This is a genomic window from [Actinomadura] parvosata subsp. kistnae (assembly GCF_900323885.1).
GTDB classification, from domain to species: Bacteria; Actinomycetota; Actinomycetes; order Streptosporangiales; family Streptosporangiaceae; genus Nonomuraea; species Nonomuraea composti.
Map to the genome: position 1 here is coordinate 1,077,778 of NZ_OOHJ01000022.1, position 17,173 is coordinate 1,094,950.

Annotated in this window: 16 protein-coding genes; 9 read left to right on the top strand and 7 right to left on the bottom strand. The window is 72.0% G+C overall.

What is annotated here, in order from left to right:
- Positions 1-94 precede the first annotated feature (94 nt).
- Both KIS93_RS47625 and KIS93_RS47630 read left to right on the top strand, forming a co-directional pair.
- A complete protein-coding gene (locus KIS93_RS47625) occupies positions 95-1,477 on the top strand; it encodes a glycoside hydrolase family 16 protein (RefSeq protein ID WP_080041889.1) in 1,383 nt (460 codons plus the stop codon).
- Between the two features lie 37 nt (positions 1,478-1,514).
- Positions 1,515-2,468 (top strand): isopenicillin N synthase family dioxygenase, encoded by a 954-nt coding sequence (locus KIS93_RS47630; protein ID WP_080041890.1) that lies wholly within the window; start codon positions 1,515-1,517, stop codon positions 2,466-2,468.
- On the opposite strand, the gene KIS93_RS68505 is transcribed toward KIS93_RS47630, so the two are convergent.
- A complete protein-coding gene (locus KIS93_RS68505; protein WP_080041891.1) occupies positions 2,465-4,816 on the bottom strand; it encodes a GH1 family beta-glucosidase in 2,352 nt (783 codons plus the stop codon). The genes KIS93_RS47630 and KIS93_RS68505 overlap by 4 nt on opposite strands.
- 92 nt (positions 4,817-4,908) lie before the next feature.
- Between KIS93_RS68505 and KIS93_RS47640 the strand changes: the two genes are divergently transcribed.
- The 3 genes from KIS93_RS47640 to rocD all read left to right on the top strand — a co-directional run bounded on the left by KIS93_RS47640 (position 4,909) and on the right by rocD (position 7,535).
- A complete protein-coding gene (locus KIS93_RS47640; RefSeq protein WP_080041892.1) occupies positions 4,909-5,394 on the top strand; it encodes an Lrp/AsnC family transcriptional regulator in 486 nt (161 codons plus the stop codon).
- Between the two features lie 126 nt (positions 5,395-5,520).
- Positions 5,521-6,318, top strand: a complete 798-nt coding sequence (gene ddaH, locus KIS93_RS47645) for a dimethylargininase (RefSeq protein WP_080047122.1) — start codon at positions 5,521-5,523, stop codon at positions 6,316-6,318.
- A gap of 2 nt (positions 6,319-6,320) precedes the next feature.
- Positions 6,321-7,535, top strand: coding sequence for an ornithine--oxo-acid transaminase (rocD, locus tag KIS93_RS47650; RefSeq protein WP_080041893.1), 1,215 nt, complete (start codon positions 6,321-6,323; stop codon positions 7,533-7,535).
- 120 nt (positions 7,536-7,655) lie between these two features.
- Here rocD and KIS93_RS47655 read toward each other — a convergent pair whose 3' ends face one another.
- From KIS93_RS47655 to KIS93_RS47670, 4 genes are all read right to left on the bottom strand, one after another.
- A complete protein-coding gene (locus tag KIS93_RS47655) occupies positions 7,656-8,954 on the bottom strand; it encodes a CU044_5270 family protein (RefSeq protein ID WP_080041894.1) in 1,299 nt (432 codons plus the stop codon).
- Positions 8,947-9,522 carry an RNA polymerase sigma factor gene (locus KIS93_RS47660; protein ID WP_230465487.1) on the bottom strand — a complete coding sequence of 192 codons (576 nt, stop codon included), beginning with the start codon at positions 9,520-9,522 and terminating at the stop codon, positions 8,947-8,949. The genes KIS93_RS47655 and KIS93_RS47660 overlap by 8 nt, the downstream gene beginning before the upstream one ends.
- Positions 9,523-9,602: 80 nt before the next feature.
- Entirely contained in the window at positions 9,603-10,319 is a 717-nt protein-coding gene (locus tag KIS93_RS47665) for a class I SAM-dependent methyltransferase (protein WP_080041896.1), read from the bottom strand.
- 5 nt (positions 10,320-10,324) lie between these two features.
- The gene (locus KIS93_RS47670) at positions 10,325-11,872 is read right to left on the bottom strand and encodes an alkaline phosphatase D family protein (protein WP_186404847.1); all 1,548 of its coding nucleotides are present in this window, start codon (positions 11,870-11,872) and stop codon (positions 10,325-10,327) included.
- Positions 11,873-12,088: 216 nt separating this feature from the next.
- Here KIS93_RS47670 and KIS93_RS47675 point away from each other — a divergent pair, with 216 nt between their 5' ends.
- The gene (locus KIS93_RS47675; RefSeq protein ID WP_080041897.1) at positions 12,089-13,366 is read left to right on the top strand and encodes a Glu/Leu/Phe/Val family dehydrogenase; all 1,278 of its coding nucleotides are present in this window, start codon (positions 12,089-12,091) and stop codon (positions 13,364-13,366) included.
- A 102-nt stretch (positions 13,367-13,468) separates the two neighbouring features.
- Positions 13,469-13,672, top strand: a complete 204-nt coding sequence (locus KIS93_RS47680) for a hypothetical protein (protein WP_080041898.1) — start codon at positions 13,469-13,471, stop codon at positions 13,670-13,672.
- 48 nt (positions 13,673-13,720) lie between these two features.
- Here KIS93_RS47680 and KIS93_RS47685 read toward each other — a convergent pair whose 3' ends face one another.
- On the bottom strand, positions 13,721-14,716 hold the full coding sequence (locus KIS93_RS47685; RefSeq protein WP_080041899.1) for an MBL fold metallo-hydrolase: 996 nt from the start codon (positions 14,714-14,716) through the stop codon (positions 13,721-13,723).
- A 67-nt stretch (positions 14,717-14,783) separates the two neighbouring features.
- Here KIS93_RS47685 and KIS93_RS67935 point away from each other — a divergent pair, with 67 nt between their 5' ends.
- Positions 14,784-15,443, top strand: coding sequence for a TetR/AcrR family transcriptional regulator (locus KIS93_RS67935; RefSeq protein ID WP_080041900.1), 660 nt, complete (start codon positions 14,784-14,786; stop codon positions 15,441-15,443).
- A 107-nt stretch (positions 15,444-15,550) separates the two neighbouring features.
- Here the strand turns inward: KIS93_RS67935 and KIS93_RS47695 are convergent, their stop codons facing one another.
- Complete coding sequence (locus KIS93_RS47695; RefSeq protein ID WP_168009308.1) at positions 15,551-15,997, bottom strand: MarR family winged helix-turn-helix transcriptional regulator; 447 nt, start codon at positions 15,995-15,997, stop codon at positions 15,551-15,553.
- 47 nt (positions 15,998-16,044) lie between these two features.
- On the opposite strand from KIS93_RS47695, the gene KIS93_RS47700 reads away from it, so the two are divergent.
- Entirely contained in the window at positions 16,045-17,124 is a 1,080-nt protein-coding gene (locus KIS93_RS47700; RefSeq protein WP_230465490.1) for a substrate-binding domain-containing protein, read from the top strand.
- Positions 17,125-17,173: the final 49 nt, after the last annotated feature.

Sequence of the window (17,173 nt, forward strand, 5' to 3'; positions counted from 1 at the left end):
AGCGCTCTCCCTTCCGCCTGCCTACGTTGACACCCCGTAAAGGCTGTGCTCAGATCTTGGAGAGAGCGCTCTCTAGCACCCCCCAGGAGCGAGCATGACAACACCGAACCGGCGCCGCCTGGCCGCCATGGCCGCCGTCCTCGTGGCACTCAGCGGCCTGCTCATCAAGACGGCGGTCAGCGCCTCGGCCAGCGTGCCGGCCACGCCCTCCGGCTGGTCCCTCGTCTGGTCCGACGACTTCAACGGCTCCGCGAACACGCTGCCCTCGTCCAGCAACTGGATCATCGACACCGGCCACGCCTACCCCGGCGGCCCGGCCAACTGGGGCACCGGCGAGATCCAGAACTACACCTCCAGCACCGCCAACCTCAGCCTCGACGGCTCCGGCAACCTGCGCATCACGCCGCTGCGCAGCTCGTCCGGCGAGTGGACCTCGGCCCGCATCGAGACCAGGCGCGCCGACTTCAAGCCCGCCGACGGGCGCATCCTGCGCATCGAGAGCCGCATCCAGATGCCGAACGTGACCGGGGACGCCGCGCTCGGGTACTGGCCGGCGTTCTGGGCGCTCGGGGCGCCCTACCGGGGCAACTACTGGAACTGGCCGGGCATCGGCGAGTTCGACATCATGGAGAACGTCAACGGCATCAACTCCGTCTGGGGCGTGCTGCACTGCGGCGTCAACCCGGGCGGCCCCTGCAACGAGACCACCGGCCTGGGCGCCAGCCGCGCCTGCCCCGGCTCCACCTGCCAGTCGGCCTACCACACCTACCGCTTCGAGTGGGACCGCAGCGTCAGCCCCAACCAGCTGCGCTGGTACGTGGACGGCCAGCAGTTCCACAGCGTCAGCCAGTCGCAGTTCGACGCCACCACCTGGAGCAACATGACCGGCCACGCCGGCTACTTCCTGCTGCTCAACGTGGCGATCGGCGGCGCGTTCCCCAACGCGCTGGGCGGCTCCACCCCGACCGCCGCCACCGTCCCCGGCCGGCCGATGATGGTCGACTACGTGGCGGTCTGGCAGAGCGGTGGCGGCGGCACCGACCCCACCACCCCGCCGGGCGGCGTGGACGCCCGCTCGACGATCCAGGCCGAGCGCTACCAGGCCCAGTCGGGCACGATCACCGAGACCACCACCGACTCGGGCGGCGGCCAGAACATCGGGGCGATCTCCAACGGCGACTGGCTGCGCTACGACGGCGTGGACTTCGGCTCGACGCCCGCCACCCAGTTCAGGGCCAGGGTGGCGTCCGGGGCGGCGGCCGGGGTGAGCGGGCTCGTGCAGGTCCGCCTCGACAGCCCGACGGCCGCCCCCATCGGCGACTTCGCGCTGGCGAACACGGGCGGCTGGCAGAGCTGGCGCACCGTCCCGGCCAACATCTCGGGCGTGACCGGCACCCACACCGTGTACCTGACCTTCTCCTCCGGCCAGCCGGCCGACTTCGTCAACGTCAACTGGTTCACGTTCGCGACCTCCTGACCGGCACGACCAGGACGTTCCGGGGAACAATGGGGCGATGAGCGAACTGCCGGTGATCGACATCGCCCCGCTGCTCCAGGCGGAGGCGGCGGACCCAGGCAAGCGGGCCGTCGCCGACGCCATCGGCGCCGCCTGCCGGGAGCACGGCTTCTTCTACGTCTCGGGCCACGGCGTGCCGCCCGCGCTCATCGAGCGGCTGGACGCGGCGAGCCGGCGCTTCTTCGCGCTGCCCGAGCCCGTCAAGGACGAGATCTCGATGGCACGCGGCGGCCGGGCCTGGCGGGGCTTCTTCCCCGTCGGCGGCGAGCTGACCTCAGGGCGGCCCGACCTGAAGGAGGGCATCTACTTCGGCGCCGAGCAGCCGCCGGGCGACCTGCCCCTGCACGGGCCGAACCTGTTCCCGGCCCAGGTGCCGGAGCTGCGGGAGGCGGTTCTGGAGTACCTTCCCGCGATGACGCGGGTCGGGCAGGCGGTGATGAGCGGCATCGCGCTGAGCCTGGGGCTGGCGGAGGACTACTTCCGGACGGGATACACGGCCGATCCCACCATCCTTTTCCGGATATTTCACTATCCGCCGGGGCCCGCCGACGACCCCGACACCTGGGGTGTCGGCGAGCACACCGACTACGGGCTGTTGACGCTGCTCCTCCAGGACGGCAACGGCGGCCTCCAGGTCCGTACGGCCACCGGCTGGATCGAGGCGCCCCCGGTGCCGGGCACGTTCGTGTGCAACATCGGCGACATGCTCGACAAGCTCACCGGCGGCCGCTACCGCTCGACCCCGCACCGCGTCCGCAACCGCAGCGGCAACGAGCGCCTCAGCTTCCCGTTCTTCTTCGACCCCGGCTGGGACAGCGAGGTGCCGCCCCTTCCCTACGCCGGAGGGCAGCGGTGGGACGGCCAGGTGGACTTCACCGGCACCTACGGCGAGTACCTGCTGTCGAAGGTGTCCAAGGTCTTCCCGCACCTGTTCGAGCAGCAGCAGCTCTAGGCCGACTCCCGGACGACGAGCCGGGTGGGCAGCACCACGGACGTCGTGTGGCGGCCCTCCAGCCGCGACAGCAGCAGCCGGGCCAGCGCCAGCGCCTGGTCGGCGACCGGGACGCGGACGGTGGTGAGCGCGGGCGTGGTGGCCGAGGCGGCGTCCACGTCGTCGAAGCCGACCACCGCCAGGTCGTCGGGCACCCGCCGGCCCAGCTCGCGGGCCGCCTGGAGGGCGCCGATGGCGAGCTGGTCGGTGGCGGCGAAGACGGCGTCGAGCGACGGCGCCTCGGTGAGCAGCCGCCGGGTGGCGGCGGCGCCCTCCGCGCGGGTGAGGTCGCCGGCCGGGGCCAGGTGCGGGGTCAGGCCCGCGCGCTGCAGCGCCGTCCGGTGCCCGGCCAGCCGGTCCTGGACGGTGACCAGGTCCGTGGGGCCGCAGACCATGCCGATGCGGCGGCGCCCCCGGGCGAGCAGGTGCTCGGTGGCCGCCACGGCGCCGCCGGCGTTGTCCACGTCCACGTACGGGACGAGCGAGGCGATCGGCGGCTTGCCCAGCAGCACGAGCGGCACGCCGGTGCGGGACAGGCGCTCGGCCAGGGTGTCGCCCCGGTCGGGCGGCAGCAGCACGACGCCGTCGGCGAGCCGGGCCTCGACGTGCGCGGCGATGCGGCGGTGGCTCTCGGCGGTGTCGGCGAGCATGAGCGTGATCTGCTTGCCGGCACCCTCCAGGAGGCTGGTGACGTACTGGACGACGGCGGAGGTGAGCGCGTCCGCGCCCTGCCGGGGGACGGACAGGACGAGGGCGACGGCGTTGGTGCGGCGGGTGACGAGGCTGCGGGCGGCCAGGTTGGGCACGTAGCCGAGCTCGTTGACGGCGCGCATCACGGCGGTGCGGACCTCGGGGCTGACCGACGACTCGCCGTTGACGACGCGGGAGACCGTCGCCCTGGACACGCCGGCGCGGGCGGCCACCGTCTCCAGGGTGGGGCGGCGCGGCCGGGTCTCGGCGAGCCCGTTGCGGCGGATGACGTCGCGGTACCACAGGGCGCTGTCCTTCATGCGCCGCCGCTGGGTGGCGAAGTCGACGTGCACGAGGCCGAACTTGCGCTGGTAGCCGTCGGACCATTCGAGATTGTCGAGCAGCGTCCAGACGAGATATCCGCGCACGCGGGCGCCGTCGTCGATGGCGGCGCGCAGGGCACGCAGATGTTCCTCGATGAAGCTGATGCGCTCGACGTCGTGAATGCCGTCGCCGGTCACCACGTCGACGAAATCGGCGCCGTTCTCGGTGACCATCAGATCGAGGCCGGGATATTCGCGGGAAATGCGGCCGAGAAGCAGGGAAAGGCAGTTGGGGACGATCGGCCAGCCCATGGCGGTGACCGCCGTGGGAATGGTGCAGAACAGAATGCCCTCGCTGCCGGGATAGGCGGGGTCGGCGGGCTCGCTGGGCTGCGCCTGGACGACGAGCGGGGTGTAGTAGTTGACGCCGAGCAGGTCGAGCGGCTGCGCGATGGTCTCCAGGTCGCCCTCGCGGACGTGGCCGAGGCCGGCGTGCCGATCGATGACGGGCAGCAGTTCCGCCGGGTACGCGCCGCGCAGCGCCGGCTCCAGGAACTGCCGGTTGGCCAGGGCGTCGATCCGGGCCACGGCCGCCGCGTCCTCCTCCGACAGCTCCCTGCCGAAGTCGCTGACCTGGGCGGGCGTCATGACGGGCGCGATGTTGAGCACGAGGCCGACCTTCTCGGCCCCGGCCGCGCGCAGCGCCTGGACGGCCAGGCCGTGGCCGAGCAGCATGTGGTGGGCGGCGCGGAAGGCGTCGGCGGCCGACTTGCGGCCGGGGGCGTGCACGCCGGAGCCGTAGCCGAGGAAGGCCGCCACCCACGGCTCGTTCAGCGTGAACCAGGTGTCCACCCGGTCGCCGATCCGGTCGTGGACGGCGGCGGCGTACTCGGCGAAGCGCTCGGCGGTGTCGCGGGCCGGCCAGCCGCCGCGATCCTCCAGCGCCTGCGGCAGGTCCCAGTGGTAGAGGGTGGCGTAGGGGGTGATGCCGGCGGCGGTCACCTCGTCGAGCAGCCGGTCGTAGAAGTCGAGGCCGGCCGCGTTCGGCTTGCCGCGCCCTTCCGGGAAGACGCGCGCCCAGCTCACCGAGAACCGGTAGGCGGCCATTCCCAGCTCTTTCATCAGCCGCACGTCGTCGGGATACCGGTGGTAGTGGTCGCACGCCTCCGCCCGGTCCGCGGAAAAGGTGTCCCAAATGGACGGCAGGCGGCCGTCGGCGGCGGTGGCCCCCTCGATCTGGTAAGCCGACGTCGAAACTCCCCACACGAAGTCTTCGGGGAAGCTCGTGATGCTCATGCTGGCGGATGCCTTTCGGTCACGATTGTCGCGCCCAGTCTCCCGCGCGCCACTCGTCGCGCGCCAGCCTGGCCAGGCTGTATACAGAGCGCGTGGAACTGGACCGGCTCGATCGTGACATCATCGCGGCTCTCGTGGACGACGCGCGCCAGACCTATGCCGACATCGGGCAGCAGGTGGGGCTGAGCGCGTCGGCGGTGAAACGGCGGGTCGACCGGCTGCGCGAGACGGGGGCGATCACGGGGTTCAGCGCGCGGGTGTCGCCGCAGGCGCTCGGCTGGACGACCGAGGCCTACGTCGAGCTGTTCTGCCAGGGCAAGACGAAGCCGTCGGACATCGCGCTGGCCGTAGCCAGGTTCCCCGAAGTGGTGGCGGCGGCCACGATCACGGGCGAGGCGGACGCGCTCCTGCACATCAGGGCGACGGACGTGCGGCACGTGGAGCGGGTGATCGAGCGCATCGCGGCGATGGCGTTCGTGGTGCGGACGAAGAGCTCCATCGTGCTGTCGAGGCTCGTCGACACACCGCCGGGCGCGGCCGTGGCGCAGCCGCGCAACGAATCCACCGCTTCGGGCTGAGAGACGCAACAGACCCGCGCGAACACGCAATGTCAACCCCTGGCCTGCGCAAACACCGATTCCTAGGCTGTCCTCATCCCCTGCGATGAGGGGGTTTTCCCTGCTTGAGAGCCGATGGAGTGCTGCATGCCCAAACACTTCCTCATGTGCCGTCCTGAGTACTTCACGGTCGAGTACGCGATCAACCCGTGGATGCATCCCGAGGCCGGCGCGGACCGCGACGTGGCGGTCCGGCAGTGGGAGGGCCTGAAGGCGGCGTACGAGGAGCTCGGCCACGAGGTCAGCCTGATCGACCCGATCGAGGGGCTGCCCGACATGGTCTTCGCCGCGAACGGCGCCCTGGTCGTGGGCGGCCGGGCCTACGGCGCCCGCTTCGCCTACCCGCAGCGCGGCCCCGAGGGCCCCGCCTACCTGCGCTGGTTCGCCGAGCGCGGCTACCCGACGCTGGAGCCGGCGCACGTGAACGAGGGCGAGGGCGACTTCCTCACGCTCGACGACGTCATCCTGGCCGGCACCGGCTTCCGCACGGACGTGGTCGCCCACCAGGAGGCGCAGGAGTACCTGGGCCGCCCGGTGATCTCGCTGACGCTGGTGGACCCGCGCTTCTACCACCTGGACACGGCGCTGTTCCCGCTCGACGGGCGCAACGTCGCCTACTACCCGGACGCGTTCTCGCCGGGCAGCCTCGCGGTGCTGCGCCGCATGTTCCCCGACGCGGTGATCGCGAGCGCGCGCGACGCCGAGGTGCTGGGGCTCAACGCGGTCAGCGACGGCAAGAACGTGGTCATCAACGCCGAAGCGTCCGATCTGCAGTTGGAGCTCAAGCGCCGGGGGTACGAGGTGATCCCGGTCGACCTGTCGGAGCTGCGTAAGGCGGGCGGCGGGCCGAAGTGCTGCACACTGGAGATCAGGGGGGAGAACTGATCATGACCACCAGCGCAGAGCTGATCGAAGTGAGCGAGCGCCGCAGCGCGCACAACTACCATCCACTGCCGGTGGTGATCCACGAGGCGCACGGCGCCTGGGTCACCGACGTCGACGGCAAGCGGTATCTGGACTGCCTGTCCGGCTACTCCTCGCTCAACTTCGGCCACGGCCATCCGAAGATCATCGAAGCGGCGAAGGAGCAGCTCGAACGCCTCACGCTGACCAGCCGCGCCTTCTACCACGACCAGTTCGCGCAGTTCTGCACCGGGCTCGGCGACCTGACGGGCAAGGACATGATCCTGCCCATGAACACCGGCGCCGAGGCCGTCGAGACCGCCATCAAGGTGGCGCGCAAGTGGGGCTACGAGGTCAAGGGCGTCGAGCCCGACCAGGCCACCATCATCGTGATGGAGGGCAACTTCCACGGCCGCACCACCACGATCGTGAGCTTCTCCACCGATCCGGACGCGCACGACAACTTCGGCCCGTACACGCCCGGCTTCCGCGTCGTCCCCTACGCCTCGATCGAGGCGGTGCGGGCGGCCGTCGACGCGAACACGGTGGCGGTGCTGGTCGAGCCGATCCAGGGCGAGGCCGGGGTGCTGGTGCCGCCCGACGGGTACCTGAGCGAGCTGCGGGAGCTGTGCACGTCCGAGGGCATCCTGATGATCGCCGACGAGGTGCAGTCGGGGCTCGGGCGCACGGGGCAGACGTTCGCGTGCGACCACGAAGGGGTCGTGCCCGACATCTACGTGCTGGGCAAGGCGCTGGGCGGCGGGGTCGTCCCGGTCTCGGCCATCGCCGCCGACCGCGACGTGCTCGGGATCATCCACCCGGGGCAGCACGGCTCCACGTTCGGCGGGAACCCGCTGGCCTGCGCGGTCGCGAACGCCGTGATCGAGATCCTCAACACCGGCGAGTTCCAGGCGCGGGCCGCGAAGCTCGGCGAGGTCCTGCACGGGCGCCTGCGCGAGCTGATCGGGCAGGGCGTGCTGGAGGTGCGCGGGCGCGGGCTGTGGGCGGGCGTGGACATCGACCCGTCGATCGGCACGGGGCGGGAGGTGTCGAAGGCGCTGATGAAGCGCGGCGTGCTGGCCAAGGACACGCACGGGTCGACGATCCGGCTGGCGCCGCCGATCGTGGTCTCCGAGGAGGACCTCCTCTGGGCGATCAACCAGCTCGCCGACGCCATCTACGAGCTCAAAACCTCTTAGTTCTACGGCAGAGCCGACCAGGGCCCACCCACCGCACGTGGCTGGGCCCTGTCCAGGGAGACGCTCCTCCGGTTCACGTGGCCGGGCGCCGTAACGGCGCTCACTCGACCATCCGCGTGGTCAACGCGTGGCCACCGGCGAGGGGCCTTCCGTCGGCCGGTCCGCGGCACGCGTCTCGGGCACCGCCGAAGGGGCCGTCTCCTTGGGCACCGGCGACGCGCTCTCGCCCGGCTTGGCCGGCGGCGCGCTCTCCGCAGGCGACGCCACGGGCGAGGCGCTCTCCGTCGGCACGGCGGCCGGCGCGCTTTCCGTCGGCGCGGCCGGCGATGCCACCGGCGCGGCGCTCTCCGTCGGCACGGCGGACGGGGGCATCGGGGCGAGGCTTTCCAAGGGCTGGGGCTGGGTGCAGGTCACGTCGCCCTCCGTGCTCGCCTCCACGTCCGGCAGCCGGTCCACCACCGCGACACCGAGCTGCGCCGTCCACGCCAGCACGCTGCCCTCGGGCGCCTTCGCCTCGGCCGCGTCCACGACCACCTGCCGCTCCCCCATGTAGAGGTAGGTCGCGGGGTCGAAGATGAGCTGGGTGCGCACTCCCCCGTGGTCGAGGCGTTGCAGCGCCGTCCCGGCGCGCCCGGCGGAGTCCTTCACTCCGTCGGCCGTCTCCACCCCGGGGATGCCCTTGATCGCCTCGAACAGCGCCTCCCGCTGCGCCCGGGGCAGGTACGTCTCCAGGAGCAGGTCGCGCCCCTGCCCGAACGCCTCCACGTCCCGGTCGGCGGCCTTGCCCGCCTCCTGCGGGCGGGCGCTGAGCCGGTAGAGCCGCTCGCGCAGGGCGGCGGCGTCGGTGGGCAGGGTGCTGAGGTAGGCGTAGTCGGTGCGGCGCTCGCCGAACTTCTCGGGGCAGGACGGCAGCCCCATGTAGGAGGGGCCGTCCAGCGGCGCCTTCGCCTCCTCGGGCAGCGCCTCGCCAGGCCAGGGCCGGGGTTCGAGGCTCTCGGACATCAGCAGGCCGTTCGCGCTGCCGTCCGTCGACTGCCAGATCTTGCGGTGCGTCCGGTACAGGTACCGCGTCTCCTTGCCGTCGGCGAAGGACTGGGAGGTGTACATCGTCTCGGACTCGACCACGATGAACTGGCCGGGCCGCGGATTCAGCTCGCCCTTCGGCATCTCGACGGCCTGGACGACCGAGGTGGCGGGGCCGCCGGGGCCCTGGTTCGACAGGGCGACGGCGACGCCCCCGACGAGCACGACCGTCACCCCGAACGCGGCGGCGGCCTGCCAGCCCAGCCGCGGCAGGCGAAAGCGGCGCCCGTGCCGCGCCTCCGCCAGCAGCCGCTCACGGGCCCGCGCCCTGGCCTCGGCCCCGTACGGCGGCACGTCCGGGCGTCCCTCTGCGAACTCGCGAATCTCGTCATCCATGCTGGGGCTCCTCTGCGAAGGGGTCGGTGCCGCCGAGCGCCCTGCGTACCTTGACGCGGAGCCGGTGCAGCCTGGACCGGACGGTGCCGACGGGCACGCCGAGGGCGAGCGCCGCCTCCTCATAGGTCAGGTCCGCCCAGGCCAGCAGGAGCAGCAGGTCGCGCTCCGCCGCGCTGAGCCGGGTCAGCGCCCTGGCCAGGCGGGGCTGGAGCTGCTCGGCGGTGACCCGGTCGGCGCTGCGCTCGTCGAACGTGCCGGGGCGCTCGGTGCTCACCCTGGCCATCGCCGCGGTGCGGCGCCGCTCGGCCCTGCGGTGCTGGGCGACGACCTTGGTCGCGATCCCGTAGAGCCAGGGGCGAGCGTCGGGCCAGGCGCCGTCGTAGCGGGCCCGGCCGCGGAAGGCGACCAGGAACACCTCGCCGGTCACGTCGTCGGCCAGCTCGCCGCCGAGGCGGCGCGCCGCGTACCTGTGGATCTCGTCGGCGTGCCGGTCGAACAGCGCCGCGAAGCTCTCGGGGTCGCCGACCGAGCGGCCGATCAGCGTCGCGTCGTCGAGCGTCTCAGGCACATCCTGAACTCCCACCACTTAGCCGGTCCTCTCTTGTGCGGTCACCCTGTTGTTGGCCGCACGTCGGAGGACGGTTCCCATTATTTCGGCAGCCGCCAGACCTGCATCCCCTCGGGAGCCTCGTCCGGCTCGAACCCGGCCGCCTTCAGCTCCGCCGCCAGCACGTCCCCGGCGGGCCAGTGTGCGGTGGAGACCACCTCGTCCTCGCTGATCACCACGCCGCGCTGCCTGATCCGGTAGCGGAAGCGCGAGACGACCCGCTCCCCCTCGGCCGCCACCACCTGCCCGGCCACCTCGTACGTGTGCCTGCCGACCTGGTAGGACCCCATGACGTGGAGCTCGCCCGGCTCGGCGGGCGCCCGGTCGCGCCAGTTGAACAGCAGCCGCCCGCCCGGCGCGAGCTGCCGGCCCAGCACCCGCCACAGCTCGGCCCGCTGGGGGGCGGCGAAGCTCTGCAGCACCGAGATCATCACGACGGCCTCGACCGGCTCGTCCACCTCGGCGTCCAGCGCCCCGCACGGCAGCACGGTCACCCGGCGCAGCAGCGCGGGGTCGGTGGCCAGGCGGGAGACCAGCACCGAGCGCATGCCGAGCGACGGCTCCAGGGCGTAGACCTCGCCGGGGATGGTGCGGGCGATCAGCTCGGTGATCAGGCCGGTGCCGGCGCCGATCTCGGCGACGGCGCCCCGCACGTCCGCGAGCAGCGGGGGCAGCAGCTCGCGGATCGCGGGCACGTGGCCGTCCTCGTGGAAGAGGTCGTAGAAGGGAACGGCCGGTGCGTAGGTGTCCTCGTGCATGCCGATCAGCGTAGGCGGGTGCCGTCGATCGGTTTGACCGCGTCGCCGGTGGAGCCGTACCAGGTGACCTGGTCGGGCAGGTCGAGGGTGGCCAGCGCGTTCTGGAACCAGGGGCCCTTGGTGATCTTCCAGCGGAACGGCGGGCGCGGCACGCCCGCCAGCCGCGCCAGCAGGCTGCCGACCAGCGTGGCGATGGAGAACTGGGTGAACACGTTGGCCCAGCGCAGCATGCGGCTGAGCGGGTTGCGGATGGGCGAGCAGACGATCTGGAAGACCTGGCCCCGGTCGGCCTTGGCCAGGTAGGAGTAGTGCACGTCGCCCGACAGGATCAGCACCGGCTTGCCCAGCCCCATGAGCAGCCGCGCCAGGTCCTCGAACGAGCGGCGGAACGCCGCCCAGTGCTCCAGGTCGATGGCCTGGCGGAACGTCTCGGACCAGCGCCGCACGAGCGGGCCCCACTTGCCGTCGCACAGGGCCTCGTTCCAGTTCTGGACGCCGTGCACGCCCTCGGGCAGCAGGAACGGGATCGACGAGCCGATGATCAGCCGCTCGGCGGGCCGCCGGACCTCCTCCTCCAGCCAGGCCCACTCCCCCGGGTCGAGCATGCGCCGGTCGCCGGGCGTGAGCTGCCTGGCGCAGCGGGTGTCGACCATGATCAGGCGGGCGGTGCCGAGGTCGCGGGAGTAGCTCCAGCGGTTGCTGCTCGGCTCGGCGTCGGCCCGCTCGGCGAACGCGTCGAGCGCCGCCCCGCCGTCGCCGGCCATCAGCTTGGCCAGCAGCTCGTCCTCGGCGCGCTCGGCGGGCGAGAGGTTGCCGAGGTGCTGGTAGACCCAGTACGCCCCGAGCCCCGCGACGACGCGGCGCTGCCACCACGGTGTGCGGGCCATCTGCTCGCGCCAGGGCTGCGAGGTGTTCCAGTCGTCGCGCAGGTCGTGGTCGTCGAAGATCATCGCGGTCGGCACGGTGGACAGCAGCCAGCGGATCTCGGTCTCGGTCCACGCCTGGCGGTAGAGCTCGGCGTACTCCTCGAAGTCGGCGATCTCGCCCTGCGGCTCGGTCGTCCGGCGCGAGCGGATGTAGGCGAGCATGTCGGGTGAGGGGTTGTCGGCGTAGACCTGGTCCCCGAGTAAGACCAGCAGGTCCGGCCACTCCTCCTCGTCCGCCTCCGGCAGGTGCTCGCCGAAGGCGCGCAGGACGTCGTCGCCGTGGCTGCGTACGTGCGCGGCATCGTGCGGCACGCTGGTGCGGCACGATCCGAACGCCAGCCGGCGCACCCCTTCGGGGGGCAGCAGCCGGATCCGGCTCGGCGGGCGACCCGCCATGGGCCAAACCTGCTCCCCGTCGAGCTTCACCGCGTACGACGCGATATCCTGGGACAACTCGACGAGATCCACGATCGCGTAGTGGTGTCCGTGCACGGTGAACGTAGGCGACCGGTAAGACCTGCCATCCGCCTCCACGGTGACCGTGCAGGGCTCGGCGGTCTCCACCCAGATCGAAGCGCTGTCCGAGTCGACGTGTCTCAGCATCGGCCCCACCACCAGTGCGGGCATTCCACTCCTCAATTCGTCGATCCGGCACACTCTCGCTCCGCAAGCCTGCCAGAGTGGCACGGTCCACAGCATCCGATCAGCGGCTTGGATTTCTACCAACAACTAGGCAAGGCCAAACCCCCCGCTCTAGGATGATCGTGACATCAACGCCCAAAAAGGGAAGGCAATGGCGCTTTTCCCGCAAATAGGGCGTCCATACCGGGAGGAACTTCTTCCATGAGCATCATGGTGCCGTCAACGACGCCGGCCCTGATCACCCCGGGCCGCCAGGCCCTCGACTCCGCTCTCCACCAGCTCGACCAGGCCGCCGGCCACCTCGGGCTCGACGACGGGCTCCGCACGATGCTGGCCACGCCGCGCCGCTCGCTGACCGTCTCGGTGCCGGTCCGGCGCGAGGACGGCCGCCTCGACGTCGTCCAGGGCTTCCGCGTCCAGCACAACGTCTCGCGCGGCCCCGCCAAGGGCGGGCTGCGCTTTCATCCCGGCACCGACATCCACGAGGTCACCGCGCTGGCCATGTGGATGACGTGGAAGTGCGCCCTGGTCGGCATCCCGTACGGCGGCGCCAAGGGCGGCGTGGCCATCGACCCGGCCGGGCTCACCACCCGCGAGCTGGAGCGGATGACCCGCCGCTACGTCAACGAGATCCTGCCGCTGATCGGCCCGGAGAAGGACATCCCCGCGCCCGACGTCGGCACCGACGAGCAGACCATGGCCTGGGTCATGGACACCTACAGCGTCAACGCCGGCTACTCCGTGCCCGGAGTGGTCACCGGCAAGCCGATGACGCTCGGCGGCTCGCTCGGCCGCAACGGCGCCACCTCGCGCGGCGTGCAGATCGCGGCCCTGGCCGCGCTCGGCCGCTCGCCCGAGGGCGTCACCGTGGCCGTGCAGGGCTTCGGCAAGGTGGGGGCGCTGGCCGCCCAATACCTGTCCGACGCCGGGTGCAAGGTCGTGGCGGTGTCCGACGTGACGGGCGCCGTGCACCACGCCGGCGGCCTCGACATCGCGCGGCTGCGCGGGCACGCGGCTCAGGCCGGCGGCGTGGCGGGCTTCCCGCAGGCCGACGCGCTGTCCCACGACGACCTGCTGGAGCTCGACGTGGACGTGCTCGTCCCGGCCGCGCTCGAAGGCGTGATCACCGAGGCCAACGCGCCCCGGATCCGCGCCCGCATGATCGTCGAGGGTGCCAACGGCCCCACCACGCCCGAGGCCGACGAGATCCTCGCCGCGAACGGGACGCTCGTGGTGCCGGACATCCTGGCCAACTCGGGCGGGGTGATCGTGTCGTACCTGGAGTGGGTGCAGAACATGCAGGCGTACTCGTGGAGCTCGGGCGAGGTCGAGCTCAAGCTCCGCGACCTCATGCTCGGCGCGTTCTCCGAGGTCACCTCGCTGGCCGCCGAGCGCGGCCTGACGCTGCGGCAGGCGGCGCACGTGATCGGCGTGGGCCGGGTGGCCGAGGCGCACCAGATGCGCGGCCTCTACCCGTGATCCCGCAGAAACTGCTGATCCCGCTGGGTCCGCGACTTTAGTAGCACGGGGCTCGCCCAAGGTTCGATGCCGGGGCGGGCCCCGCGTTGCGATCGTGGAGCCATGAGAGGAATCATCAACGTCGTCGCCGTGATCGCCGTCATCCAGGGGCTCGTCGGGTTCGCCGGGCGGATGTGGTTCGACAGCGAGTGGGGGTTCCTGCACCGGCTGGTGGAGCTGCCGCTGTGGGGGTATCCGGTGGTGGCGGTGGCGGGGCTGGTGGCGCTGGTCCTGGTCGACGCCTCCAAGAAGCGCGAGCAGGGCTGAGGGCGCCCACAAGCGGTGGCGGGCTGAGGGCACCCGGAGGGTGCGGGCTCACCTGGCGCTGTAGAGGCGGTAGGTGGCCAGGATGTTGAGGCGGTGCAGGTCGCGGCAGAGCGCGAGCATGCCCCGCTCGGCCGCCTCCCTCGGCACCTGGTAGCCGCCGAGCGCCGCCGCCAGCCGGGGATCCAGGCGCTCGGCCCACGGGTCGGCGCACGCCGCGTACGTCTCCTCCAGGCTCCGCCCCGCCTCCACGCTCGCCACCACGTCGTCGTGCAGCCGCTCCAGGTAGCCGAGCAGCGTGTCCACGGCCGCCCGGCCGTCGCCCATCGGCCCGTGGCCCGGCACGATCGTCTCCAGCTCCGGCAGGGCCTCGCGCATCCGGCGCAGCGACGCCGCGTACGGCTCGGGGCCGCCCTGGAGCAGCATGTGGGCCGTGCCGGCGTGGCAGAGGAAGTTACCGGTCCACGCCGTGCGCGTGTCGGGGACGTAGACCACGGTGTCGCCCGGCCCGTTGCCCGGGCCGAAGTGGTGCAGCTCCACCACCCGGCCGCCGAGGTCGATCTCCGCGTAGGAGTCGAACACGACATCCGGCCGCCGCCACTCGCCGACCGTGTCGAGCAGCGCCGCGTCGCCGTACATGTTGCCCGACCTGACCTGCTTCTCGTACGCCAGGTCGGTCATGTTCTCCTTGTTCGCCCGCGAGGAGACGATGACGACCTCCTCCGGGAAGGCGGCGTTCCCGAACGTGTGGTCGCCGTGGTAGGTCGTGTTGACCAGGTAGCGCGGGGGCCGGCCAGTGAGCGCGGCGGCCGCCTCCTGGATCTTGACCGAGACCTCGGGCGTGATGCCCGCGTCGATCACCAGGGCCGCCTTCCTGCCCGCCACCACGCCGTTGTTGTCCTTCGGCGGAGGGCTGGCCATCAGCGCGTGGACGCCCTCCGCGAACGTGTGCGGCGCCAGCTCCAGCCCCACCGGCGACAGGTTGGGCCCGCCGTACCCCTCGGGCCGCTCCGCGATCTCCCGCTCCGGAATCCGTGACCTCGACATCAGACTGTCTCCCTTCTCATGCCTCCAAACTAATCGAACGATCGATTATTTTTCAAGAGGTGGTTGGATGTTCTTCGTGAGCACCACCGCACCCCGCCGCCGCCCCGGCCGCCCCGCCAAGGCCGAGGCCGGCGACACCAAGGCCGCACTCCTCGACGCCGCCCTGCGCCTGTTCGCCCGCCAGGGCTACGCCGGCACCTCCATCAGGGCCATCGCCCGGGAGGTCGGGCTGAGCGAGAGCGTCCTGTACGCCCACTTCGACGGCAAACGCGCCCTCTACGACGCCGCCATGGAACTGGCCGGCCCCCAGGCCGCCACCCTCGCCATCGACGACGCCCCCGACGACCCCGCCGCCTTCGTCGAGACGTTCGCCGCCCGCGTCCTGGCCGCCTGGGACGACCCCCGCTCCCGCCAGGTCACCAGCCTCGTCACCCGCGACGGCCTCATGCACGACGAGCTGCTGGACCTCGGCATCGAGGACGCCCTGGCCCACCTGTCGGCCCGCTTCGCGGCCTGGCAGTCAGACGGCCGCATCCGTACGGACCTGGGCAGCCCCGACGACCTCGCCTACGCCCTCCTGGCCCCCATCGCCCACGCCCGCATGCTGTGGCTCCACGCCGAGGCGACGCAGGCCCAGCTGGAGCGCGCCCGCCACCGCATCACCGCCCACGCGGCCCTGTTCGCCCGCACCCTCACCCCACGCCAGGGCGCGCACGGCGGGAGGTGATGCGTGGGTTACGGCGAGCGCAGCGGGTCTCCGACACGCATAACGGCGGCGGCCCGTGGGGGTTGCCGAAAAGCCTGTGACCTGAAAGTTCGTGACCTGAAAAGCCGTCAGAGGCGCAGCTCGGCGTAATCCAGGGCCTCCATCAGGCTCTCCAGATCACGCATGAGGCGCTCGGTGCGTTCCTGGCCGAAAGCCAGGGCGATCACCCCCTGCTGCTCGGCCACCGCCCCATCGACGCGGGCCAGCAGCTCCGCCCCCCGCCCCGACACGAACACCGCCACCCGCCGCCGGTCCCCCTTGGCCGGCCCGCGATACACCAGCGCCCGATCGATCAGCCGATCCACGGCCTTGGTGAGCGTCGGGTGCGGCATCAGCACCGCCTCGGCGAGCTCGCCCATCGAGGCGCCCCGCCCGTCGGCCAGGGCGCGCATGATGCGCCACTGCTCGACCGTCACGTCCTCGCCGGCGAGCACCGCCGCCAGCCCCCGGTTGACGCTGCGCTCCGCACGGCTGAGCAGGTAGGCGAGTGAGGACCCGAGCCCTGAGGTCGTCATGGTGAGGTCCTTTCGTCGGGGAGCTAAGTGGGAGGATACTCGTCGGCGTGGCGGCGACCGTCGATCCTTTCGAAGCGCGGCTCCTCCCTTCCGGCGCGGTCAGGATCGGCCTGATCGTCCCCGTGTCCGGGGTGCTGGGCCTGATGGGCCCGTGTGCGATCAACTGCGCCGCGCTGGCCGCCGAGGAGGTCAACGCGGGGGGCGGCGTGCTGGGCCGCCCGGTGGAGCTGGTGCTGATCGACGGCGGGCGTCCCGCCGGGCAGGTGGCGGCCGAGGTGGCGGGGCTGGTCCGGTCGGGCACGGTGGAGGCGGTGGCGGGCGCGCACGCGAGCGACGTGCGCGTGGAGGTGGTGGCGGCGATCGGGGGGCGGGTGCCGTTCGTGTACGCGCCGCCGTACGAGGGCGGCGGCCGGGCGCCGGGCGTCTACTTTCTGGGCGAGACCCCCGACCGGCAGCTCGCGCCCGGCATCGAGTGGCTGGCGGGCCCGCGCCGGGCACGCCGCTGGTTCCTGCTGGGCAACGACTACATCTGGCCGCGCCTGGTGCACGCCAGCGCCCGCCGGCGGTTGCGGGCGGCGGGCGCCACGGTGGTGGGTGAGCGTTTCGTCCGGTACGGCGAGGCGGTGCGCTGGCTGGGCCGGGTGGCCGACGCCCGTCCTGACGCGATCCTGCTGACCTTGATCGGCAGTGACCTGGTGGCGTTCAACCGGGCGTTCGCGGCGGCGGGGCTGGGCGCGGCCCGGCTGTGCGGGGCTCTGGAGGAGCACGGCCTGCTCGGCATCGGCGGTGACGCGACCGGCGGGCTGTATGCGTCGATGGGCTATTTCCGTGACCTGCCGACCCCGGCGAGCCTGGACTTCGCGCAGCGGTACGCGGCCAGGTTCGGCGACGACGCCCCCATGCTGAACGCGCACGGCCACGGCTGCTACGAGGCGGTGGCGATGCTGGCGGCCCTGTGCGCGCGGGCGGGTTCGATGGCGGTGCCGGAGCTGGACGCGGTGTCCGACGGCACCACGATCACCAGTGCCCGGGGCACGCTCACGCTGGTGGATCGGCAGGTGCGGCAGCCGGTGCACCTGGGCAGGGCCGACGGCCTGGGCTTCTTTCTGGAGAAACCTTTTCAGTAGAAAGCTTTGGCTCTAAGGTGCAGAACGCCCCCCAAGCACGAGGAGCCGT